Source organism: Burkholderia sp. LAS2 (genome assembly GCF_018417615.1).
Classification (GTDB): domain Bacteria; phylum Pseudomonadota; class Gammaproteobacteria; order Burkholderiales; family Burkholderiaceae; genus Burkholderia; species Burkholderia sola.
Genome location: NZ_CP071052.1, coordinates 4,246,938 through 4,271,118, shown reverse-complemented (window position 1 = coordinate 4,271,118; position 24,181 = coordinate 4,246,938). Strand labels below are relative to the sequence as shown.

At 62.1% G+C, this 24,181-nt stretch carries 19 protein-coding genes; 15 read left to right on the top strand and 4 right to left on the bottom strand.

The window, feature by feature from the left end:
• Positions 1-6: 6 nt before the first annotated feature.
• From JYG37_RS19585 to tssJ, 14 genes are all read left to right on the top strand, one after another.
• Complete coding sequence (locus JYG37_RS19585) at positions 7-2,358, top strand: type VI secretion system Vgr family protein (RefSeq protein ID WP_213345741.1); 2,352 nt, start codon at positions 7-9, stop codon at positions 2,356-2,358.
• Entirely contained in the window at positions 2,358-3,350 is a 993-nt protein-coding gene (locus JYG37_RS19580; protein ID WP_176015459.1) for a DUF4123 domain-containing protein, read from the top strand. The genes JYG37_RS19585 and JYG37_RS19580 overlap by 1 nt, the downstream gene beginning before the upstream one ends.
• Positions 3,343-4,107: a DUF3304 domain-containing protein gene (locus JYG37_RS19575; protein ID WP_244137933.1), complete on the top strand. Its 765-nt coding sequence runs from the start codon at positions 3,343-3,345 to the stop codon at positions 4,105-4,107. Before JYG37_RS19580 ends, JYG37_RS19575 begins: the two co-directional genes overlap by 8 nt.
• A 124-nt stretch (positions 4,108-4,231) precedes the next feature.
• Complete coding sequence (locus JYG37_RS19570; protein WP_176015458.1) at positions 4,232-4,996, top strand: DUF3304 domain-containing protein; 765 nt, start codon at positions 4,232-4,234, stop codon at positions 4,994-4,996.
• A gap of 124 nt (positions 4,997-5,120) precedes the next feature.
• Positions 5,121-5,885, top strand: a complete 765-nt coding sequence (locus tag JYG37_RS19565) for a DUF3304 domain-containing protein (RefSeq protein WP_176015457.1) — start codon at positions 5,121-5,123, stop codon at positions 5,883-5,885.
• A 124-nt stretch (positions 5,886-6,009) separates the two neighbouring features.
• Positions 6,010-6,795 (top strand): DUF3304 domain-containing protein, encoded by a 786-nt coding sequence (locus JYG37_RS19560; protein WP_213345740.1) that lies wholly within the window; start codon positions 6,010-6,012, stop codon positions 6,793-6,795.
• On the top strand, positions 6,785-9,034 hold the full coding sequence (locus JYG37_RS19555) for a DUF2235 domain-containing protein (protein WP_213345739.1): 2,250 nt from the start codon (positions 6,785-6,787) through the stop codon (positions 9,032-9,034). The genes JYG37_RS19560 and JYG37_RS19555 overlap by 11 nt, the downstream gene beginning before the upstream one ends.
• Before the next feature lie 61 nt (positions 9,035-9,095).
• Positions 9,096-9,353 (top strand): PAAR domain-containing protein, encoded by a 258-nt coding sequence (locus JYG37_RS19550; protein ID WP_080334375.1) that lies wholly within the window; start codon positions 9,096-9,098, stop codon positions 9,351-9,353.
• A gap of 3 nt (positions 9,354-9,356) precedes the next feature.
• The gene (locus JYG37_RS19545) at positions 9,357-10,658 is read left to right on the top strand and encodes a KPHS_23130 family T6SS system protein (RefSeq protein ID WP_249746011.1); all 1,302 of its coding nucleotides are present in this window, start codon (positions 9,357-9,359) and stop codon (positions 10,656-10,658) included.
• Complete coding sequence (locus JYG37_RS19540; RefSeq protein WP_213345738.1) at positions 10,636-14,424, top strand: ImcF-related family protein; 3,789 nt, start codon at positions 10,636-10,638, stop codon at positions 14,422-14,424. Before JYG37_RS19545 ends, JYG37_RS19540 begins: the two co-directional genes overlap by 23 nt.
• Positions 14,425-14,432: 8 nt before the next feature.
• A complete protein-coding gene (gene tssA, locus JYG37_RS19535; protein ID WP_213345737.1) occupies positions 14,433-16,016 on the top strand; it encodes a type VI secretion system protein TssA in 1,584 nt (527 codons plus the stop codon).
• Positions 16,017-16,025: 9 nt separating this feature from the next.
• On the top strand, positions 16,026-17,840 hold the full coding sequence (tssF, locus tag JYG37_RS19530) for a type VI secretion system baseplate subunit TssF (RefSeq protein ID WP_089489104.1): 1,815 nt from the start codon (positions 16,026-16,028) through the stop codon (positions 17,838-17,840).
• 17 nt (positions 17,841-17,857) lie between these two features.
• On the top strand, positions 17,858-18,961 hold the full coding sequence (tssG, locus tag JYG37_RS19525) for a type VI secretion system baseplate subunit TssG (protein WP_185733263.1): 1,104 nt from the start codon (positions 17,858-17,860) through the stop codon (positions 18,959-18,961).
• A 13-nt stretch (positions 18,962-18,974) separates the two neighbouring features.
• Positions 18,975-19,493: a type VI secretion system lipoprotein TssJ gene (tssJ, locus tag JYG37_RS19520; protein ID WP_050017399.1), complete on the top strand. Its 519-nt coding sequence runs from the start codon at positions 18,975-18,977 to the stop codon at positions 19,491-19,493.
• A gap of 99 nt (positions 19,494-19,592) precedes the next feature.
• On the opposite strand, the gene catC is transcribed toward tssJ, so the two are convergent.
• The 3 genes from catC to JYG37_RS19505 are packed head-to-tail and all read right to left on the bottom strand — an operon-like array spanning position 19,593 to position 21,995.
• Entirely contained in the window at positions 19,593-19,883 is a 291-nt protein-coding gene (catC, locus tag JYG37_RS19515) for a muconolactone Delta-isomerase (RefSeq protein ID WP_213345736.1), read from the bottom strand.
• A gap of 43 nt (positions 19,884-19,926) precedes the next feature.
• Complete coding sequence (gene catA, locus JYG37_RS19510) at positions 19,927-20,829, bottom strand: catechol 1,2-dioxygenase (protein ID WP_050017397.1); 903 nt, start codon at positions 20,827-20,829, stop codon at positions 19,927-19,929.
• Positions 20,830-20,861: 32 nt separating this feature from the next.
• Complete coding sequence (locus tag JYG37_RS19505; protein WP_050017396.1) at positions 20,862-21,995, bottom strand: muconate/chloromuconate family cycloisomerase; 1,134 nt, start codon at positions 21,993-21,995, stop codon at positions 20,862-20,864.
• 91 nt (positions 21,996-22,086) lie between these two features.
• Here JYG37_RS19505 and JYG37_RS19500 point away from each other — a divergent pair, with 91 nt between their 5' ends.
• On the top strand, positions 22,087-22,977 hold the full coding sequence (locus JYG37_RS19500; protein ID WP_050017395.1) for a LysR family transcriptional regulator: 891 nt from the start codon (positions 22,087-22,089) through the stop codon (positions 22,975-22,977).
• Positions 22,978-23,123: 146 nt separating this feature from the next.
• Here the strand turns inward: JYG37_RS19500 and andR are convergent, their stop codons facing one another.
• On the bottom strand, positions 23,124-24,089 hold the full coding sequence (andR, locus tag JYG37_RS19495; protein WP_089489106.1) for an anthranilate 1,2-dioxygenase regulatory protein AndR: 966 nt from the start codon (positions 24,087-24,089) through the stop codon (positions 23,124-23,126).
• Positions 24,090-24,181 lie beyond the last annotated feature (92 nt).

Sequence of the window (24,181 nt, the reverse complement as noted above, 5' to 3'; positions counted from 1 at the left end):
GATTCCATGTCGATGATTCTGCCTTCGCAGGCTTATGAATTGAAGCTCGCGCCGCATCCGGCGCCGTTCTCGATCCTGAAGTTCAGCGGGCTGGACCGCGTGAGCCAGCTCTATCGATACGACATCGAATTCACCAGTCCGGCGGCCGGGATTCCGATGGACCAGGTACTGGGCAGGCCGGCGAAATTCGTGGTCGATCCGGTCGATCCCGACATGGACTATCTTCGGAAGATGTTCGGGGAAAATGCCGCGCAGTTCAGTGCCAAGCCGAGGGCGTATACGGTCCATGGCGTCATCACGCAGTTCGACGAACTGGAGACATCGGCGGACGAAACCCGCTACCGCGTCGTGCTGGAGCCGACGCTGGCGGATCTCGCCCGCGGCGTGACGAGCCGCTTGTTTCAGAAGCAGTCGGTCGACGAGATCGTGACCGGCACGTTGCGACATTACGGTTACCGCGCGGGCGTGGACTTTCGGTTCCAGTTGCGCGGGCAATACAAGCGCCGCGAATACGTGACGCAGTATCACGAGACGACGTTCGCGTTCATTCAGCGCATTTGTGCGGAAGAGGGCATCTGGTTTCGCTGGGAGCAGAAGAAGGATCGTGCGGTGGTCGTGTTCGGCGACGATCTGGATGCCTATGCGCGCAAGCAGCGAACGGTGCCGTATCGACGGGAATCGGGGCTGGAGAGTGTCGGTTCGGATGCGATCAAGACGCTAGGACGCGAGATGAAGCGCGTGCCGGAGGCGGTGCGGCTGCATGACTACAACCATCGGCAGGCCGGCGTATCGCTGCTGGTCGAGGAAAACGCGGCGCGCGACGACACGACGACACATTCGGTCGATTATCGCTGGGGCGAACATTACGAGACGCCCGAAGAGGGGAAGCGCATTGCGCAGTTGCGGCATGAAGCCTATCTGGCCGGGCAGATCACGTTCAAGGGGACCGGCAATCCGTTCTGGCTCGAGGCGGGCGAGGTGATGCGTGTCGAGCCGAAGCCGGCCGATGCGAAACATGGGGTCTTCGTTACGTCGGTCGAGTCGCACGGCGGGCGTAACGAGTCGTACTGGGTGGCGTTCGAAGGGATTCCGTCGGATCGTGTATGGCGCACGTCGATGGGCTCGATTTCGCGGCCGGTGGTCGACGGAATCCTGCCGGCGCGGATTACGTCGCCAGGCAACTACAAGTATGCGTATCTGACCGAGCAGGGCTGGTACGTGATCAAGCTGCCGTTCGATCTCGATGAATGGAGCCCCGGTGGGACGAGCCGGCCGGTGCGGTTTGCGAAGCCGTACAGCGGCGACAACTACGGGCATCACTTTCCGTTGATCGACGGGGCGGAGGTGGCGATCGTCCATACGGACGGCGATCCGAACCGACCGGTGATCATCGGCGCAATGCATGACAGCGTGCATCCGGATCTGGTCAATAACCTGAACCATACGCGGAATCTGATTCGGACGGCTGCGCGCAATGAGTTGCGGATGGAGGACAAGGAGGGCGTCGAGCATATTCATCTGACGACGCCCACCCAGACGAGTGAGCTGAATCTAGGGCATATGGTCGACGATGCCCGCCACGAACGCGGCCAAGGCGCCGAGCTACGTACCGACGGGCATCTTGCCGCGCGTGGTCCGAAGGGCATGCTGTTGAGTACCGAGGCGCAGGTGGGCGCTGCCGGGCACCAACTCGACATGAAGGACGCGCACGCGCAGTTGCAGCGGGCGATCGATCGCATGGAGTCCCTTTCCGAGGCGGTACGTGCGGCGGAGGCGACCGTCGCGGAGTTGCAGCAACAGAAGTCGTTCTATGCGGAAGCGCTGGATGGTTTGAAGCGTGCCGCCATTCTGGCGAGCGCACCGTCAGGTATCGGCCTCACGTCCGGCGAGCATTTGCAGCTCAATGCGGACCGGAATCTGATCGCGACGGCCGGCGGGAATTTCGACGTCGGCGTCATGCGCAACTTCACGGTTGCGGCCGGGAAGCAGGTATCGCTTTTCGCACAAGCACAGGGCGTGCGGGTGACGGCCGCCAAACAGGACGTTGTCGTTCAGGCCCGTACGGGAGCGATGGCGCTGTCGGCGTCGAAGGACCTGAACTTCACTAGTAGTGAGGGTGCGATTCTCGCGGCCTCGCGCGGTGCGCTGACACTCGCCAGTGGTGGCGCCTACCTCAAGATCGACGGCGGCAATATCGAGCTCGGATGCCCGGGGGATATCACGCTCAAGTGCGGAAATTTCCATTGGACCGGCCCAGCGTCGCTTGACACCCGTCTGCCGAATATGCCCATTGGGCCATGCAAGGAGTGCCTGCTGGATGCGCACCGTGGTGTCGAAGCGATGACGGAGGTCGCTTGATGGCCGGAACCGGACGTGCGACCCCAACCCGAGAGTCGGACGCGGGATGGGAGGCGTGGCGTGATCGATTGGTAGCGCAATTCGACACGTTCGACGTGGACGGCGTTGCGGCGTACCTGTACATGCTCGCCGATGCGCGTGCCAATCCGGGGCTCGACAAACTGCTCGTCCAGGTGCCGCTGCTCGAATGGGAGTCGCTCTGGGGCGGCAGCGTTCTCGAGTCCTATACGGACATCGCCCCGTATCTGATCGGGATCGATCGCTTTGCATTCGATGATTCGCGCGACCTCGGCAGCCGGCTTGTCCGGCGACTTTGGAGAGAGTCGAGCGGACGGCACATGCTGACGTGGATATGGTCGCCATTTCCCATTCGGTCACTGGCCGCGCATTTTCGCTCGTTCTGCCGTTACTCGACGCCCGACAAGCGCGCGTACTTTCTGCATTTCTACGATAACCGGATTCTTGCCCGGTTACGAGGAGTCTGGAGCGCAGAACAGGCTCAGGCGTTTCTGTCGCCATGTGTCGAGATATGGCATCGCGATCGTGATTCGAACGAGATCGTCTGGCGCAACGATGCCGGTGTCGCCGATGCAGTCGTCGACGCAGAGCAGGTGATGACGATCGAGCAGCACATGACGTTGCTGCATCTCGGCCGTGCCGACAAGCTTGCGATGCAGTTGCGCACGATGTATGGCGCGATGCTCGACGATTTTACGGATCTGGCGCTCTACCGCCGTATTTCGGAACAGCTCGAACGTGCTGGCCGATACCGTATAGCCGACGATGACGATCTCTTGAACTACGTTTCAAAGGGCGTCGTTATTTCGCCGCGGTTCGATGAGCATCCGGTGATCCGGGGCAGATTGGAGCGCGCGATGAGCGGTGAGCAGACGTTTCGAGAGGCATTGAGTGATATCGACGCGGAGGTATTGCGGGAGACGGCGCGCATCGCGTCGGATTCGGACGAGGCGGGAGGAACGTCGCGTGATTAGTCGGCTTTTCATCCTATTGGTTCTGGCGCTGGCGCTAACCGGTTGCGATGCATTTTCCTCCGAGCCGACCTACCGTGGTGTCAGCATCATGGGGCTCAACTACACGCCGTTCAATCTGAGCGGGTTCACGATTCGCGACAAGTATGGCAACAGAGCGGGTGGAGGAGGTGATCTGCCGCCGGGTACGGGCGCGGGAAGACTGAGTTGTTGCTACAAGCTGAAGGGGACGGAATTCACGGTTGAGTGGGAGATATATGACCAGGATGAGTTCATGAAGGATCCGTATGCACCGATCAAGAAGATCCACAAGACGACCGCGGTGAAGTTTCCACCGACAGAAATCAAAGGTGGGGCGGGGGAGGACGTATTGGCCGTGCACTTTTATCCGGACGATCACATCGAGTTCGAGATTCGGAACGACATGAGCGGGACGAGGATTGACTACACGGAAATCGATTACTGGCTTCAAACCAAATACGGGAAGGCGGCGAACCCTGACGACGCCGACATGGCCGTCGCCTATCGACGCACGGCGCGTATCGCGGCGCAGGGCTGGTTGAAGTATCGCCTAGCCGATACGACAGATTTGGAGCAGTACGTGTACTACAGACAGATCGTTAATCCGAAATTCGATGAGCATCCAGCGGTGCAACGGATTCTGAAGGAGACGAGCGGCAAGCCAGGCGCCTTTGGTGTTGCGATGCAGAGCTTGCCAGACACCGTCGTGCAAGAGATCAAGCGGGGCCGCTTTGATTAGACATCGACACGAGCACGAGATTCTCTATTCGAAAAGGCGCCCTTCTTGATCGTCAGACCGTGTTTGCGAGTCGAAGTCTGCGTGTTACGTCGGATTGTGTCCTTGAATTCGGGGTGTTTCAGCAATGATTAAACGGGTTGTCGTCTTCCTCGCTGCCGCATTGACGTTGGGTGGCTGTGATGCATTTTCCGCCGAGCCGATCTACCGTGGTGTCAGCATCATGGGGCTCAACTACACGCCGTTCAATCTGAGCGAGTTCACAATTCGCGACAAATATGGCAACAGAGCCAGCGGAGGAGGTGACCTGCCGCCGGGTACGGGCGCGGGAAGCCTCAGTTGTTGCTACAAGCTGAAGGGGACGGAATTCACTGTCGAGTGGGAGATATATGACCAGGATGAGTTCATGAAGGATCCGTACGCGCCGATCAAGACGATCCACAAGACGACCGAGGTGAAGTTCCCGCCGACAAAAGTCAAAGGTGGGGCGGGGGAGGACGTGCTGGCCGTACACTTTTATCCGGACGATCACATCGAGTTCGAGATTCGGAACGACATGAGCGGGACGAGGATCGCCTATACAAAAGTGGACCACTTGTTTCAGACCAAATACGGGAAGGCGGCGAACCCTGACGATGCCGACATGGCTGTCGCCTATCGGCGCACGGCACGAATTGCGGCCCAGGGCTGGCTGAAGTATCGCCTGACCGACACGACAGATCTCGTGCAGTACGTGTACTACAGACAGATCGTTAATCCGAAATTCGATGAGCATCCAGCGGTGCAACGGATTCTGAAGGAGACGAGCGGCAAGCCAGGCGCCTTTGGTGTTGCGATGCAGAGCTTGCCAGACACCGTCGTGCAAGAGATCAAGCGAGGTCGCTTTGATTAGACATCGACACGAGCACGAGATTCTCTATTCGAAAAGGCGCCCTTCTTGATTGTCAGGTCGTGTTCGCGAGTCGGAGTCCGTGTGTTACGTCGGATTGTGTTCTTGATTTTCAGGTGTTTAAGCAATGATTAAACGGATTATCGTCTTCCTCGCTGCCGCATTGACGTTGGCTGGCTGCGACGCATTTTCCTCCGAGCCGACCTACCGTGGTGTCAGCATCATGGGGCTCAACTACACGCCGTTCAATCTGAGCGAGTTCACAATTCGCGACAAGTATGGCAACAGAGCGGGTGGAGGGGGTGACTTGCCACCGAGTGCTGGTGCCGGAAGCCTAACTTGTTGCTACAAGCTGAAGGGGACGAAATTCACGGTTGAGTGGGAAGTCTACGACGCGGATGAAGCGATTAAAGATCTGTACGCGCCGATCAAGAAGATCCACAAGACGACCGAGGTGAAGTTTCCGCCGACAAAAGTCAAAGGTGGGGCGGGGGAGGACGTGCTGGCCGTACACTTTTATCCGGACGATCACATCGAGTTCGAGATTCGGAACGACATGAGCGGGACGAGGATCGATTACACGGAGGTTGACGACTGGCTTCAAACAAAATACGGGAGGGCGGCGAATCCGGACGACGACGACATGTTCGTGGCTTATAGACGCACGGCTCGAATCGCGGCGCAGGGCTGGCTGAAGTATCGCCTGACCGACACGGTGGATCTGGAGCAGTACGTGTACTACAGGCAGCTTGTTAATTCCAAATTCGATGAGCATCCAGTGGTGCAACGGATCCTGAAAGAGACGAAAGGCAAGCCGGGCGCCTTTGGTGCTGCGATGCAGAGCTTGCCGGACACCGTCGTGCAAGAGATCAAGCGAGGTCGTTTTGATTAGACATCGACACGAGCATGAGATTCGCTATTCGAAAAGACGCCCCTCTTGATCGTCAGACCGTGGTTGCGAGTCGAAGTCTGCGTGTTACGTCGGATTGTGTCCTTGAATTCGGGGTGTTTCAGCAATGATTAAACGGGTTGTCGTCTTCCTCGCTGCCGCATTGACGTTGGGTGGCTGTGATGCATTTTCCGCCGAGCCGATCTACCGTGGTGTCAGCATCATGGGGCTCAACTACACGCCGTTCAATCTGAGCGGGTTCACAATTCGCGACAAATATGGCAACAGGGCGGGCGGAGGGGGAGATTTGCCGCCGGGCGCTGGAGCCGGACGGTTGAGTTGCTGCTACAAGCTGAAGGGGACGGAATTCACGGTTGAGTGGGAAGTCTACGATGCGGATGAAGCGATCAAGGATTTGTATGCACCGATCAAGAAGATCCACAAGACGACCGAGGTGAAGTTTCCACCGACAAAAGTCAAAGGTGGGGCGGGGGAAGACGTGCTGGCCGTGCACTTTTATCCGGACGATCACATCGAGTTCGAGATTCGGAACGACATGAGCGGGGCGAGGATATCTTATGCAGAAGTCTATCACTGGTTTAGAAAAAAACATGGAAAAGCGGCTGACGGCGATGACGTAGATATGGCTATCGCGTTCAGGCAGATAGCGCGTATTGCAGCACAAGGAGTGGTTAAGTATCACCTGACTGATGCCGCAGATCTGGAACAGTATGTCTACTACGTGAAACTCGTTAATCCTGAGTTCGATCGACATCCGGCCGTTCGAAAAATACTGCTGGAGACGCGGGACAAGCCCGGTGCGTTTGGTGCATCGATGCAGAACTTGCAGGACACCGTTGTTCAGGAAATCAAGAAAGGTCGCTTTGAACGAGGTGTGGAAGGTGAAAAATAAAGCCAACAAGGCCGTCGTCGGACCGGAAGATAGAACTCCGGCGGAAGTGCGTGCTGCAATCGGGGAAAATAAGAAGGCGTATCCGAATGATGAATGTATTCCGTGCGGAGCTGTAATACATATCGGATTCTTCTTTGACGGATTTGGTCGTCATCGCGACTACGATGCAAAGAATACTTCCCGGTACTCGAACATATGTCGTCTCTGGGAGGCTCACCGTGACAATGCAGACCCACGCTGGGAGCCGGGGACCAACCACTTTTGGTACCCCCTCTACTATTCTGGACTCGGAACGGAGCTGAACAAGGAGGCTCGAGAGGGGCAAATCGTGTCCGCGGCATTCAAGCTCGGAAGGCAGGGCGCTGATGCAGCCGCTTCAATCGCAGTTAGTGTCGGCGAGAGCGTAACCGGCGTGAAACGACTTCCTATCAACCCGCAAGACACTATCACCGAAGGATTCAAGAAGGGTCTCAAGGAGTTTTCGTTTCGGCCGGTCGTGCAGTCTTTCAAAGACCTGGTCAACTCCGTCGAATCCGTGCCCCGGAATATCGGCCGAGTGTTGCAACTGCAGCGTGACAACCGCTGGGTTCGACGCGGTCGTGCTGCCACGCGCGCGGTTCTTTACGATGCGAAGAAGAATTTTCCGTCCATCGCGCAAAGCACCGCCAAGTCGGTGTTCTTTGGCGTGGTGATCGATTCGATTCCGTGGTTTCGTGACAACCGCGCTGTCGCGCGAATTTTCGGAACGGGCGTCGATGATCGGCTGGCGGCCGCGATGAAGCAGTTCGAGATCGCAATCGACGACGTCAGGCAGAAAATGCCTAAGATCCAGCGGATCCAGGTATCCATCTTCGGCGCCGATCGCGGTTGTGTTCTCGCCCGGGCGCTGGCGAACGAACTGACCCAACGCTATAAGCGCCCGAGCGAGGCGACATTGGCCTTTGTCGATCCGAAGGATTCGAACCAGACGGCGATTCCGATCGAAATCAAGTTCATGGGGCTGCTCGACGCTGTATCGTCGTTGATGGAGGAGAACAAGCTGCTGGGGATCGTGCCGATTCTCGGCCTGCTCAAACAGAACTACGGAGATCGCGCTCTCGCGGTACCGGCGTCCGTGCAGCGATGCGTGCATTTTGCGGCAGCTCATGAGCTGCGCTTCTATCAGCGGCTCGATAGCCTCGAGAACACGCGCGGCCTTCAATATCTCTATCCGGGAACGAGTGAAGACATCACCGGCGGAGCGCCGCCAGGATCGCTTGGAGCACGCGCGGAACTTCAGCGCGTCGCGTTGCGCGACATGCTCAATGAAGCGGTATCGCATGGTGTCGTCATGGACACCATGGAAGATTTGGCTAAATTTAAACCCGATGTGTTTCAGCGATTCACTCTCGCAAACCTCATCCCCGACGGAAAATCCACCTACAAAATCGGAGAATTGATCGACGCCTACCGTCAGATGGTCCCCTACGTCGCACGTTTGAATTTCGTCGAACATATGCAGATATTCCTGCGCTGGATGGCGGTTCGCTACCAGTCCCCCGAGTTTCGCGCAACCGTAACGAGCCGCTTCGACGATCTCGCGTCCCGGCACCGGGAGCGGCTGAAGGAGCGCAACGAAGCCGAGGCGGCCTACGTTGCATTACGCAACCAGCGACCACCGGCAGATAGCGTGACGCTCAACATAGCTTTGGCTCGCTGGCAGGACTCGGTCCTGCCGGAGATGCTTTCCAATCGCGATGCAGGTATCGAGAAGAATCGCCCTTCGGTAGGCGTCTGGGATCGCATCCAAAGCGAATCCGAAGAGTTGATGCGACGCGAATCCCGACAAGCCGGCCTGCAAAAATCGGCAGATCTTATCCGTGAAAAGGCTCAAGACGGTTCATTACCGTGGGACGCGGACCCGGAGTTCAGCGCATCGATGATCGAGGCCTGGATGATGACCCCGGAAGAGGAGACGCTGATCCAGGTATGGAAGATGGGCCTGAGCGGCAAGAACCCGCTGCCGCCCAAGGTCATGGCGCTGTTCGACCTGCTGGTTCACGACACGATGCTGACGAGTTGGCACGACCACGTGTTGTCGTCGAACCTGTACTTCCAGACACGAGCGATCGACACGTTCGGAACCAGCGATTACGTCGAAGAGGACAAGAAACGCAAGCGCGACGAAAAGCACGGCGAGCGCGTCAGGCAGGCCAGCGAGGCGATGAAGCCTGCCGGCCGGGTGCCAGGGCGCCTATAACCAACATCAATCGCTTGCTGTCGAACTGCAGTGGCGATACCAGTTCAATTCGGGGATACACATGGCGGGCATCATTCGCGTCGGAGACACTCATACCGGCGAAGGCCACGTAACGGCTGGCTCGGCGACGTGCTTTTTCATGGGGCGTCCGCTTGCTCGACTCCACGATCCGGTGACCTGTCCGCGCCACGGCGACAACCGTATCGCAACCGCGACCTCGGGCGCATTCGATGACGGTCGCGAAGTCGCTCAGCACGATGACTTGTGTGCGTGCGGTTGCCGGTTGATTTCTTCTCTTCCGAATAGCGGGCGCCGTTAAGCAATGGCACTGGATTTCTCGTCCCTCCCGCCGGAGAAGCCGGTTCCTGATGAATCGCCGTCGCGGGTTCTCTGGGCTGCGGTGTTCATCGTGCTCACGGCGGTCGGGGTATTGGCTGTGCTGATGCTCTGGCCGAAGGATGAGCCGACTCACACGCCATGGTTCTGGATATGCGTGTCCGTATATCCGACGGGTTTTTCCGCCTTCGTCGTCTCCCGGCGATATCGGGCATACGAACTCGAACGCGCGAAAGTCCAGGCCTGGAACGATGCAAGCAGGAAGTACAACGCGCAGGCTTTTGCGCGAGAGAGCGTGCCGATGCTTGTCCTGGCAGCGGCTGCACGTGTAACCGCAGACGATACGGACAATGGTATCGACCCGATCGTCGATGGCGCGATGAAGTTGCGTGCCAAGGCTTCGGAGCGGCAAGCAAACGAATCGGTTTCGGCAAGATGGTTCGAGCCGATTGAAGCCCGCCTGGCCGCTGACGATGCGGAACGTCAGGATCAGGTTCTTGAATGGTTGTACGAGCGACTCATCGACGACTTGCATGAAACCTTGAACGCGCTTCCTGCGGATCTGCCGCTGCGCGTCTTGCTCGACATTTCCGGCTATGTCGGAGAGTCCGACGTGGTCGAGCAATGGCGGGAAGAATGGAGGCGTCACGCGTTGCGCTTCGCCAGAACGGACCGAGCGCCCGAATCGCTCGATTTGATGACGGTCGATTCCTGGCTTGACGATCGGAACGGGCCGTTGCATCAGCATGCGGTGTTACTCGTATCCATAGCGCTCGGCACAGTGATTGCCGAGTCGCCGGCGCCCGGTTCAGCCGAGGCCGGGGTGGGATTGCTGCTGGTTTCCGAGACCCTGGCATCGCGCTTCGAGTTGCGACCGATCGCTGCATTCCACCGTCCCCGGCGAGCCGGTAATGACGATCCTGGCCATGCACTGACCTATGGGATTCGTTGGGGCGGTACCGCGCCGGATGACATCGGAGCGCTGTGGACGAGCGGATTCGACAGCCGAACGGCCGGTTCCTTGCGCACGGCGTTACGCACGGGCAATCCGGAAGGGGAAAACGACGAAGCGGTGCCAGAGTTCGAACTCGATCGAATCGTCGGCAAGGCGGGGGCCTCGGCCGGATGGCTTGCCGCAGCTTGTGCAACGTACGTCGCCGGTCAAGCGCCAAAGCCGCAACTGGTCGCACAGCGCGACGAAAACCATGTGTTCATCGCTGTCGTGACGAACTTGGATAACGCATCAACAACACACGCATTTCCGCATGAACCGGATATTCAAAATTGACCTGTTCGGGGCCATTGTTTTTGTCGTCCTTCCTGGGCTGATCGTATGGATGCGACCGCACTGGGTTGGGATAACCGAGGCGGATCGAGGGTTGGCGCTCGTCATTTTGTGCGCCATATTCGTGGCACTCTTGTTGATTTTCAGCTTCAGCGATTCGTCTCGGCCGGCGAATGGCTGGCGCGCCGTGAAGAAATGGGTCAAGGATCACACGCGTCGCACGGCGGCTCCGTCGGGAAGCGATTCGGCGGTTAATGCCGCGACGCGAGCCGAATCGTTGAAGCAGGTCCAGAGCGAGAGGCATGGCTGGCGATGGCGCTATCGCGATCGGTGGGTGCTTGTCGCCGGCGACTATCCGCTTGTCCGGCGGCTCGCGCCGGGGTTGGCCGATACCGGCTACGCGATTCTCGGCAATACGGTCGTGTTGTATGCGCGGCAAATCGACGACAAACTCGACACGGAATGGCTTGATCAGATTCGTCGCTTGCGCCGTCGTCGTCCGATCGACGCGATTGTGGCCATTACCCGTCACCGGAGTTCCGGCGATGCGTCGTTTGACGTGGACGAACTCGCTGCACGGCTTGCTCGCCACGCGCGCATGTTATGTTGGGCCGCACCGGCGTATCTGCTGGATGTGACGGATTTCGGCAGCGACCGGGCCGGCCCGGATGAAGCGATGGGCTTCACATGGGCGAACTCACGCGTGAGCGGTGAGATGATTGACGAATCGCTGGGCAATCTCGTCGACAATCTGTCGGACATCGGTGTCGTGCGCCTCGCAGTGAATGCCGATGATCGTTACCCTGCCGAGCTGGCGCAACATGTCTCGAGGTTGCGCGGAGCGCTATCTGACCTGCTGCACCGAACCGCTGAATCCTCTGTTTCGAGGCATACGCTTCACGGGGTGATGTTTGCGCCGTTATTCAAAGAGCGGGCGCCGCAGTTTCCGGGTTTCGATCTGCCGAGTGGCGATTCGAATGATGGCGACCCGGCGATCGACCCTCAACACCGAACCCTCTGGCAAACCATCGCCGACCACAGCCGCAAGGTCCACGGCCGCCGCGTTGGCTTTTCCCTGTCGACCACCGCAGCCTGGATGACGACGGCCCTGATCAGTTGCTGGTTTGCCGGCACGATGCTGTCCGGTTTCTCCAACCGCGCAACGATCGGAAGCGCAACGGATACGGCTACCAAGCTCACCGGGCCCCTGAACCCGACGCAGTCGCTGCAAACGCTTACCGACCTCGGCCGGCAAATGGATACGCTCGAAATCCACCAGCGTAGCGGTGCGCCTTTGATCGCCCGTTTCGGCTTGAACCGCGACCACGCGCTGCTCGACGCCCTTTGGCCTTACTACGCCGGTGCCGCGAACCGCATCCTCGTCGGCCCGATTCGCCAGAAGCTCGACGCGAGGCTGCATCAGCTTGCGTCGCTGTCCGACGCGGAAATCGCCAGCGGCGGCGATGCTCAGGTACAGGCCGCTTACGATACGCTCAAGACCTACATGATGCTCGCCAAACCCGCGCGGGCAGTGGCTGCATTCCTGCTGCCGCAACTTGTCGCGACGTCTGCACCCGAACGCCCGACTCATTCGCAGCTGTCGAAGGGTAGCTGGGAAGACCTGCGTCAGCAAGCGATCGCGTTCTTCGCCAACCACGTTGGACGTGGCGCTGCATCCAGCCAAGCCGCGTTGGCGATTGTTCCGGATGGCAACCTGGTCGCGTCTACCCGACAGACGATCATAAGTGTCCGGGGTATTCAGAACTCCGGGGACGCGATCTACCAACAGATCATCGACGAAGCGACACCGAAATACCCGCCGCTATCACTCGCGACGCTGCTCGGCGACGCGGCGTCGCAATCCTCCGCTGGCGGTGCAACGAGTCGTGGCCTGTTCGGCACGACCGCGACTGTGCCCGGCGTATTCACACGTGCTGCGTGGGAGGAGCGAATCTCGAAGGCAATCGACGAAGCCGGCGAGCAACGCGATGTGGCAAGCGATTGGGTGCTCTCCGACACCAAGGTCGCCAATGCATCCCCGTCGACATTGAAGGGCGAACTGCGCCAGCGCTATTTCGACGACTACGCGCGGGCATGGGCGCTCTTCCTCAACAGCCTGCGCTGGCAACCTGCGCCGACGCTGTCGGCCACTGCCGACCAGTTGACGCTGCTCGGCGATCCGCAACGCTCGCCGCTCGTCGCGTTGATGAGTGCGATCGCGTATCAGGCGGGAACGGGAGCCAACGCCCAATCGCTGTCCGACACGCTGGTCAGTAAGGCACAGCAACTGATCGGCGCGGACGAAAAGGATCCGTCGAAGCAGGCCAAGCCTCAACTGGCGCCACTTGCCGCCGCATTCGGTCCGATCCTGCGTCTGACCGGTAGTGATCTCGCTTCAGGGGCGCCATCCGGCGGCAAGGGGAACGCCCCGCCGGCAGCAACCGGCGACCTGAGCCTGGCCCGCTATCTGGAGCGGATCACGGCCATGCGCCTGAAGACATCGCAGATCGTCTCCAGTCCGGATCCGGATGCGCTTGCACGCCTGGCCGCGCAATCCGTGCTGCAGGGCAAGACGTCCGATATCGCCGACAGTCGCGATTACGCGAGTCGTGTCGCTGCGAGCCTCGGCGAACAATGGTCGGGCTTCGGCGCATTGTTCCGCGCGCCGTTCGATCAGTCGTGGCAGGTCATCGTGCAGCCTGCCGCGTCGAGCCTGAACGAAATCTGGCGCACCGTGATCCTCGCTGACTGGAACAAGGCGTTCGGTGGCCGCTACCCATTCGCGGATTCCGACAACGACGCATCGCTGCCCGAGATGGCGCGTTTCATGCGTCCGGATAGCGGCGTGATCGCGCAGTTCGTGACGTCGCAACTGGCCGGTGTCGTCGAACGGCAGGGCGACCGATGGGTCGCCTCGCAAGGGGCCGATTCCGGCGCATTGACGATCGATCCGGCGTTTCTCAACGGCCTGAACAAGCTCGCGCGCACGTCGATGGTTCTATTCCCGTCCGGCGACGCACGCGTGCGCTATGAGCTGCGGGCCGAGCCGACGCCGGGCGTCACCGACATGAGATTCGTGCTGTCCGGCCGCGAACTGCATTACTTCAACCAGAAGCAGGAATGGACGCCGTTCGAATGGCCGGGGCAGTCGCTCGAGAACCTGTCGCATATCGAATGGCAGACGGAGCAGGGTGGTTTGCGTACCGCGCTCGATTCGCAGGGACGTTTTGGCCTCATTCGGCTGCTGGAACGTGCGAAGGTTACCCAACAGGACAACGCCCGCTATCTGCTGACCTGGACGCCTGACACGAGCCAGGCCATTCCGCTCAAGGTGCAATTGCGCAGCGAAGTCGGCGGCGGTCCGCTCGACGTTCTCCAGCTGCGGAATTTCACGTTGCCAACCCGGGTTTTCGTGACGGGCTCGCAGAACGCGGGGGCGCGGGTTTCGACGATCGGGCCGCCGCCGTTGCCGGCATCGGCGATCGCGGCGGCGAAGCATTCTGCTGTTCCGTTGCCGCCGGGGTTCCCGGGCGGTAATCCCTTGCCGGACGATGCCATGCGGGCAACGACGAAGCAGGCATCCGGTCAACGCGCCGTGCTCGACCTGGCTCAGGCGAAAACGCGAACCGCCGAGCCTGAATCGGCGCGACAGACGACCCCACCGAAGGCTGCGATTTCGCCATTGGCCACTACGTCGGGACTTTCCGATTCTCCCACCCGTCCTTTCGGGCACGCCCTCAGGCTGCTGGGCGACGCATTCGTTTTTTGAGGCTTGCCATGACGCTTGCCAATTTTGTGAAGACGCTCGTCGGCGGTCCGCGCATCGATTCGCTCCATCAGGCACGGACGGATACCTGGGCCGCGTGGATTGCGCCGATACCGGGCGAGCACGCATGCGGACGCGATCCCGGCTATGAAGACGCGTTCTTCGAACTGAAGGACGAGGCCGGCAAGCTGTCGGGAATCGATGACGGGCTGATCGTCCGCGCGTGCGAACACCTGCTCAAGGAGATCGGCAAGGATTTACGCCTGGCCGGCTACTACGCATTTGCGCGCTTGCGGCAGGACGGCCCCGCCGGGTTCGCCGACGGGCTTGAGCTGGCCGCCGCGCTCGTCGACCGGTTTGGCGAGGCCGCTTTGCCTGCCCGTTACGAAGCGAAGAAGGCTGCGCTTGAAATGTTGGCGACTGCGCGTGCGATCGAGACGCTGGAGAGTCGCGGGGACTTTGCGCCAGCCGATCTGGAACGCACGTTGGCCGCGCTCGACGTGCTCGTGACGCATACGGCGCCGTGGCCCGATGCAGCCCGTCCAAACCTGCAACCACTCGTTTCCCGCTTCGAGAGAAAGGACGCGCCGGCACGCAGCGCCGATTCCGAGATGGCCATGCCGGAATCAACTGCTCCGCGCAAAACTTCGGCCGGCCCGATTGCATCGGCGCGCGATTTGCTCGATCAGGCCCGCGCGATGTCGGTGTGGCTCCGCGATCAGGAAAACGGCTACTTGCCTTCGGTACGTCTCGTGAGAAGCATTCGGTGGGACACGTTGCACGACGTGCCGCCCGCGGATGCCGCTTCGCATACGCGCCTGGCGCCGCCACGCGCCGAGTTGCGTCAGCAGATGAAGCGCCTCGTGCTGCAGAAGCACTGGCACGAGTTGCTGGAGCGCGTCGAAGGCGCGTTCATGGAAGGCGTGAACCACCTGTGGTTCGATCTCCAGTACTTCCAGCACGTGGCGCTCGATCACGTCGGTACGCCATACGACGCATGGCGGGCGTTGCTGCGTGCCGATTTCGCGCTGTTTCTCGAACGATTGCCGGGTATCGAACGGCTGGCGTTCAACGACGGTACACCATTTGCCGACGACACGACACTCGAATGGATTGCTCGCCATGCGGTCGTACGCGACCTGGAAGCGGGCGAGACGATTGCGCCACTGCCGGTCTCGGCGGAAAGCGAGAGCGATTCGACCGGCGACTGGCCGGAGATCGAAGTCCAGGCTCGCGAACTGGCTACCCGTGAGGGCATTGAGACGGCTTTCGCGTGGCTCGAAGCGCTGCCCGGCATGAAAACCGATCGACATCGCTATTTGCAGCGGCTCGTGATGGCCCGCTTGGCCGACCATGTCGGCCGTCACGATGCGGCGCTCGCGCTGCTTGCCGAACTCGACGGAACGTCCCGCTCGCTGCCGATGATGCGCTGGGAGCCGGCGCTGACGTTCGAGGTCAAGCAGCAACTGGTCAAAGCACTGAAAGCGATGAGCAGCCGCAAGGACGCCGACAAGCCCGCGCTCGCCCGTCGCATCAGCGAACTGCATGCGGAACTCACGGTACTCGATCCCGCACGCGCGTTGACCCTTTCGTAACGGATTTCCATGGACAACAACGATTCCATCCTGCGCTACTACGAAGCCGAAATGCGATACCTGCGCGAGTCCGGCAAGGCGTTCGCGAAGGCGCATCCCGACCGTGCGCGCCTGCTCAATCTCGATCGCGTCGGCGATCGCGATCCGTATGTCGAACGTCTGTTCGAAGGCTTTGCGTTTCTGACAGGTCGGCTGCGGCAAAAGCTCGACGACGAACTGCCCGAACTGACCGAAGGGCTCGTCAGTTTGCTGTGGCCGCACTATCTGCGGATGATTCCTTCGCTGTCGATCGTCGAGTTGACGCCGTTCGCGGAGAAACTGCAGAAAACCGAAGTCGTGCCGGCCGGGGTGCCGGTGCGGTCCGCGCCGATCAACGTGCCGTCGCCGGGCGGAGTAGACGGCGTGACGCCGCGGACGGTGCAGTGTGTGTACCGGACGACGCAGGCCGTTGCATTGCAGCCGGTGTCGATCACGCATGCCGGGCCGACCGTGCGCCATGACGGTCGCTCGGTGATTCGTCTTGGCTTCTCACTGCAGGGATCGGCGCTGCGCAGCGAAACGGACTTGTCGCGGTTGCGGTTGCATCTGAACGCGGATCTGCCGACCGCATTCGCGATGCATCTTGCGCTGACGCGTCAGATCGATGCGATTTGCTTGCGTGTTCCGGAAGTCCGCGACGGCGAACCGGTAGCGCTCGCAGGCGTAACGATCGAGCCGGCAGGGTTCTCGACGGAAGAACGGCTGTGGCCCAAGGCCGACGCGGCGTTCTCGGGATATCAACTGCTGCTCGAATACTTCACGTTCCGCGAGAAATTCCTGTTCATCGATCTGTGCGGGCTGGACCTCTCGACACTTCCCGAAAAATCGACTCGCTTCGAGCTGGAGATTCTCCTGAAGGAAGCCTATCCGTCGGATCAGCGTTTCAATGCGGAGAACGTGCGGTTGTTCTGTACGCCGGTCATCAACCTGTTCGAACTGGATGCCGAGCCGATCGAGATCGACCATCACGAAACCGAATATCGTGTCGTGCCGGCCGGTCATCAGGGCGAGCATGTCGAAACGTATTCGGTCGATGCGATCGCGACGTTCGATCACGATACGGCCGAGCGATACGAATATGTGCCGTTCGCGACGTTCCGGCACCGCGGCGGCATGTTGCGGCACGAGGCGCCGGAACGTTATTTCCACACGCGCGTGCGTTCGGGGGTATCGGGCTTGCATGAGATGTGGGTGATTCTCGGCGGTCACGCGTGGGAAACGATGGACACGCTGCCCGAGGAAAGCCTGTCGCTGCGCGTGACCGGCACGAACGGGCTGCTGCCGCGCAAGGGGCTGCGCGAAGCGAGCCTCGACGAGCTGGCGGCCAGCACGCCGAACGTCGCGGGCGTGCGCAATCTCGTATCGCCGACATTGCCGCTGTATCCGCCGACGGAGGATCGCTTCCAGTGGCGCGTGCTGTCACATCTCGCACCGAACTTCCTGTCGATGATGAACGCGGAGGTGTTGCGCGGCGCTTTGGCGCTGTACGACTGGACGAACGAAGAGCTGAACCGGCGGCGGCTCGCCGGCATCCTGCACGTGTCGCAGGAAATGATCGAGGAGGTGTCGGGCGGGGCGGTCGAGCGCGGCGTGCTGATCGAGGTCACGCTCGATGCGCACGCTTTCTCCGGTGAAGGCGACGTGATGCTGTTCGGCGAGTTGCTGCACCGGTTCTTCGGCGCGTATGCGGAGCTCAATCTGTTCACGAAGCTGGCGATCGTCAGTCTGCCGTCCCGGTCGCGGACGGAGTGGCCGCGCAGCAAGGCACAGCGGGCGCCGTTATGAGTTCATCGATCGATCGGATGCGTGCTGAAGCCGCTGAGGCGAACGGTCTGCCGGCAGTGGCCGAGAGGTTGTTCGAGCGGGCGCCGAAGATGACTTTCATGCAGTTCTGTCGTCTGCTGGAAGCCTGTGCGCCCGAACGTCCCGGGTTTGGTACGCGCGATACGCCGGAGCATGAGCCGGTGCGATTCCGGCCGCGTCCGCGGTTGGGGTTTCCGGCGGGTGAGGTGGCCGCTGTCGAATTCGACGACGAGCACCTCGATGCGCCGCCGACCGTGCGCACGACCTTCATGGGCCTTTATGGCGTCGATGCGGCCATGCCGTCGCACATGATCGACGAGATCGTGCTGCGGGAGGAGGGGCACGAAGCCGTCGAGGCGTTTCTCGATCCGTTCAACCACCGGGCGGCGACGTTGCTGTATCGCGCATGGAAGAAATACCGCTATCCGGAGCGTTTTCGGGCAGGCGGAGTCGACGATTATTCACGGAGCCTGTTATGTCTCGCCGGATTCGGATGGGGTGACAAGCCTTTGCGGGCAGGCTTGCCCCATTCGCGGATGCTCTCGTTACTGGGGCTGCTGATCCAGCGGACACGCACGTCGGAAGGGCTCGCCGGCGTGGTGGCGCTCGCCGCGCCGGGCGCCGATGTTCGCGTCGACGAATTCTGGGCAGTGACGACGAGTACAGGTCGACCGACACCGTTGACGTCGGCGAAGCCGGATGCGGACGTGCTGTCGGACGGGAAGCGCAGCGGGCTCGGCGGCGGTTACGTGCTCGGCAGGCGTCTCGCGTATCGCAGTCGAGCCGTGCGTTTGACGTTGTGGCCCGTTGATGCGCAGCAGGCTCAGGACCTGCTGCCGGGTGCGTGGCTGCATCGGGAGGTGATGGCATTCATCCAGCTGTATGTCGGCATCAAGGCCGACGTGCATTTGCGAATGAAGGTGTCGACGCGGTTCGTTCCACCCCCGACCGTCGGCGTCGAACGTGCCGCCCCCGCGCCGCGTCTCGGCTGGACGACGGTGCTGCCGTCAGTCGATGAACGCTTGATCGATATTGCGCTCGGGGTGTACGAGGCGTTTCCCGTGCCGCCGCCCAATCCGTATCTCACGCCACACGTCACCTGATTCCGGAGTTTTCATGTTCTATCGAATGAGTGCGGCTGTCGCTGCCGCTGTATTGCTGCTGTCGGGGTGCGGTGCATGGCAGTCGGTGTCGGATGCGTCGACGAATGCCTATCGTGCGGTGTTCTTCAAGCAGGTGAAAGTGCTGGACATCGACTTGATCGCACGTGCTGCGCTGAACCCCGACGATGCGGGGCGACCGACATCGGTTGCCGTCCGCGTCTATCAGCTGAAGGACCGCAAGATGGTCGATGCGGCATCGTATGACGATCTGTTGAAGAACGACCGCACGATACTCGCGCAAGACCTGCAGGGCGGCATGTCGGCTGTCGTGAATCCGGGGGCTTCGTCGAGCCTGTCTCAACCGATGCAACGCGAGACCGAGTACGTGGCGATCGTTGCGCTGTACCGCGCCCCGGGCGCGGCTGAAAACTGGAAGCGCGTCATCGAGAAAAAGAAGCTCGATCCGGACAAACCGCTACGCGTTCGTTTGACGGCGACCGGATTGCAGATGGCGGGGGATGCGCCGAAGTGATTGCGAGGCTCTCGCGTTCGCTGGAGCGCTCAGCACGTGTGTTGAACGCAAAATTCGGCCCATGCGCCGGTTTCCCGGCAATCATGGGCCGCACGGGCCTCACCGATCGTCTTCCCGCACCGAAGACGGATGCCGGCACAGCGCCCGCACCTCCATCTCCATATACGGAAACAGCGGCAGCTGACTCAGCACGTCATGCAGCTGCTGCACGCTTTCGACGTCGAAGATGCTGACGTTCGCATACTGCCCGGCGATTCGCCACAGATGACGCCACGTCCCTCCGTTCATCAGCCGCTGGCACATCGCCTTCTCTTCCGCCTTCAGCGTGGCCGCCTTGACCGGATCCATGTCCGCCGGCAGGCGAACGGTCATTTCCACATGAAACAGCATCCTGCACTCCTTGCGTTGTCGATTCGTCGAACGGGAAGGGCGCTCACGCCTGCGCGCGGGCCCGCTCGACTTCGCTGCCCGGCACGTCCTGCTTGTCCTTGAGCAGCGAGAAGTCGAAGTCGATCAGCGCGAACTGCCCGTCGACGCCGTACGGCTTGCCTTCCGCGCCCTCCGCCTGCTTGACCGGCGGGATCAGCCCGTCGCGCGTCGCGAACGCGAAGTCGTCCCACAGATGCGGATCGCCATCGATGTTGATCTGCGTCGTCAGCTTACGATAACCGTCCGCGGAAACGAAGAAGTGGATGTGCGCCGGACGATGGCCGTGGCGGCCGAGCTGGTCGAGCAGCTGCTCGGTCTTGCTGCCCGGCGGCACGCTGTAGCCGACCGGCAGCACGCTGCGGAAGCTGTAGCGGCCTTCGGCATCGGTGCGGATCGAGCGGCGCAGGTTGAACGCGGGCTGCGACGCGTCGAAGTACGAGTAATTGCCCAGATGGTTTGCGTGCCACACCTCGACCAGCGCGTTCGCGAGCGGCGCGCCGTCCTGGCCGAGCACCCGGCCGCGCATGATCAGCGTCTGGCCCGGATCGGTGCCGTCGTCGAGACGCGCGTGGCCGACCGATTCCGGCGCACCGGCGACATACAGCGGCCCTTCGATCGTACGCGGCGTGCCGCCCTGGATGCCGGCCTTCGCCTCGGCTTCGTCCATCCGCACGTCGAGGAAGCGCTCGAGGCCGAGGCCCGCGGCGATCAGCCCGAATTCGCGGCCGGCTTCGTTCAGGAAGTTGAGCGCGGTCCAGAACTCGCTCGGCTGCACGTCGAAATCCTCGATCGTGTAGCAGATGTCCTTCACGATCCGGTTGACGATCGCGCGCACGCGCGGGTTGCCGGGCTTCTCGGCGGCGTCGTCGAAGGTCTTCAGCAGGGCGTCGATGGCTTGCTTGTTCATCTGTGTCTCCGGTTTCGGTTGTCGTGTGGGGATCAGCGGGCGTCGCGTCGCATCCGTTCGATGCGGGCCCAGTCGAAGGTGATGCCGAGGCCGGGCGTCGCCGGCAGATGCAGCTTGAAATCCTGGTAGCGCAGCGGCTCGACGAGGATCTCCTCGGTGAGCAGCAGCGGGCCGAACAGTTCGGTGCCCCATTTCAGCGAGTCGAACGTGCTGAACAGTTGCGCGGACGCCATCGTGCCGGCCGCGCCTTCGAGCATCGTGCCGCCGTACAGGTCGATGCCGGCCGCCGCCGCGATCGACGCGACGCTCGCCGCGCCCTGCAGGCCGCCCGATTGCGCGATCTTCACCGCGAACACGTCGGCCGCGCGATCCTGCGCGAGCGCGAATGCATCGACGGGGCCGTGCAGCGCCTCGTCGGCCATGATCGGCACCTGTGCGAGTCGCGTGAGGCGTTTGAGCCCCGCGCGGTTGGTCGCGGCGATCGGCTGCTCGACCAGGCTCACGCCGGCTTCCGCCAACCGCGCGCAGGCCCAGATCGCATCGGTCTCGCTCCAGGCCTGGTTCACGTCGACGCGCACGTCGCCGCGTTCGCCGAGCGCGCGCTTGATCGCGACCACGTGCGCCACGTCGTCGGCGACGGCGTTCGAGCCGATCTTCAGCTTGAACGCGCGATGGCGGCGGGCATCGAGCATCGCTTCGGCTTCCGCGATGTCGCGCTGCGTGTCGCCGCTCGCAAGCGTCCATGCGACATCGACCGCGTCGGTCCGGCGTCCGCCGAACAGTTCGGACAGCGGCACGCCGAGACGCTGCGCCTGCGCGTCGAACAGCGCGGTCTCGATCGCGCACTTCGCGAAGCGGTTGCCCTGGAACAGCTTGCGTGCCCGCGCCATCGCGGCGCCCGGACGCGTCGCGTCCATGCCTTGCAGCAGCGGCGCGAAGTAGGTATCGATATTGACCTTGATGCTTTCGGGGCTCTCCTCGCCGTACGCGAGGCCGCCGATGGTCGTCGCCTCGCCGACGCCTTCGATACCGTCCGTGCATCGAATTCGGATCAGTACGAGCGTCTGGCAATTCATCGTCGCGACCGACAATTTGTGGGGCCGGATCGTCGGCACGTCGACGAGCAACGTCTCGATGCGTTCGATGGTGGCGGCAGTTGCTATCATGCGATTCCTCCTGTTGGTGCACATGGTAGGAATTCCCGCCCCGCGTCGTCCAACACTCTTTCCGACTACTTCCATACCTTCGAGGCATGAAATGGAATTGCGCCAGCTCCGTTACTTCATCGCCGTCGCCGAGGAAATGAACATCACGCGGGCCGCGGAGCGCCTGCACATGACGCAGCCGCCGCTGAGCCGCCAGCTCCAGGCGATCGAGGAAGAGATCGGATTGCCGCTGTTCGAGCGCGGCGCGCGGCCGCTGAAACTGACCGATGCCGGGCGCGTGTTCTATGCGCAGGCGAAACGTCTGGTCGACCAGGCCGACGAACTGGGGCCGCTGACGCGGCGGCTCGCGCAGTCGTCGGAGCGGATCGTGATCGGCTTCGTGCCGTCGGCGCTGTACGGCGCGCTGCCGGACGTGATCCGCGCGTTTCGCGAGGCGCAGCCGGACGTCGAGCTGTCGCTGATCGAGATGTTCACGCTCGAACAGCTCGGCGCGCTGAAGGGCGGGCGGATCGACGTGGGGTTCGGCCGCCTGCGCTTCGACGACGACCAACTGGTGCGCGAGGCGCTGATCGAGGAAAAGCTGATCGCGGCGCTGCCGGTCGGGCATCGGCTCGCCGATCCGGCCCGGCCGCTGACGCTCGCGGATCTCGCGAACGAGACGATGATCGTCTACCCGAGCACGCCGCGGCCGAGCTTCGCCGATCAGCAGTTGTCGGCGTTGCGCGACGGCGCGGTCGTGCCGGCGGCCGTGCACGAGGTGCGCGAGCTGCAGACGGCGCTCGGGCTCGTCGCCGCGCAGGTGGGCGTGTCGTTGGTACCGGAGAGCGTGGAGGGCGTGCGCGTGAAGGGCGTCGTCTATCGGCGCTTGCCGGAGCCGGGCGCGACGTCGCCGATCATCATGAGCCGCCGGCTGCATGGCGAAAGCGCGGCGACGGCCGCGTTCTGTGCGATCGCGCGGGAGATGATCGTGCCGGCGGCGTGACGTCATGAACTGCAACTAACGGTCGATCCCGGACGCGCAGCCGAATTCCGACAGGGCGGTGCGACGAGAGCCGTTCCGGCACGGTCAAAGCCGGCGAGTAAGCCGCCGCGTGGTGAGGGTGGTGCGCAAGCGCAGCGGGACGACCGTCACGCCTGACGCTGCGCGTCGAGCGTCTCCGACGGCGATTCGCCGAACCTTTCCCGATATGCGATCGCGAACCGCCCGAGATGGGTAAACCCGCAATCGAGCGCGATATCGGCGATCCGCCGGTCGGCTGCCGCGCCGCGCAGCAGTTCGCGCGCGTGCGCGAGCCGCGTCGCACGCAGGTATTGCATCGGGCTCATCCCGCGGAATTGCAGGAACGCGTCGCGCAGCGTCCGTTCGGGCACGTTGGCGGCCTGGACGATATCGGCAAGCTGCAGCGGCTGCGCATAGTGCGCATCGACGAATTCCTGCGCGCGCCGCACGAAGCCCGGCGCCGGGTCGCGGTGCGACGCCTGCAGCACGGACGGCGGATGGCCTTCGATCAGCAGGTCGATCAGCAGATGCTCGAGCTGCGACGCGACACGCGGGTTCGCGTTCGCGCGTTCGAGCAGCTCGGGCGACCGCGCGACGAGCATCAGCTGCTGGCGCCACGCGGCGAGCGCGGCGTCGCTGACGTGCAGCACCGGGTCGAGCGTCGTGCGCGGGTCGCCGGTCAGCGCGCCGACGGTCGCCGCGTCGATGCGCAGCACGAACTGCTCGCAATCGGCCGACAGCACCGCGTCGAAGCGTTCGCCGGGCGCGCACAGCACGCCGGTCTGCCCGTCGACGCCGAGCTGCCGCCCCATCGCGCGCACTTCGGCCTGGCCGGACAGGCAGAACATCAGCAGGTAATAGCCGTCGACGGCGTCGACCTGCACGCGCATCGCGTCGCCGAACGCGATCGTGCCGATCCCGAGCCCGCCCAGCCGGACGAAATCCATGTGCGACGCGCCCCGTACGCGGCCGCTCGGCAGCAGCGCGTGCGGCTGCATCACGCGCGAGATCCGCTCGCGCGTCTCGTCGAGATCGCGGGATTCGAACAGCCGGTGCGCGCGCAGCGCGAGCGGCTCGAACGACGTTGGGGACATGGGCCTCAGCCTTGGTATGGACGACGCGCGCTTCGATCCGACGAATGGGTCGCGATCGTGCGCCGGGTCGCGTGTGCCGTCATGCTAGCGCA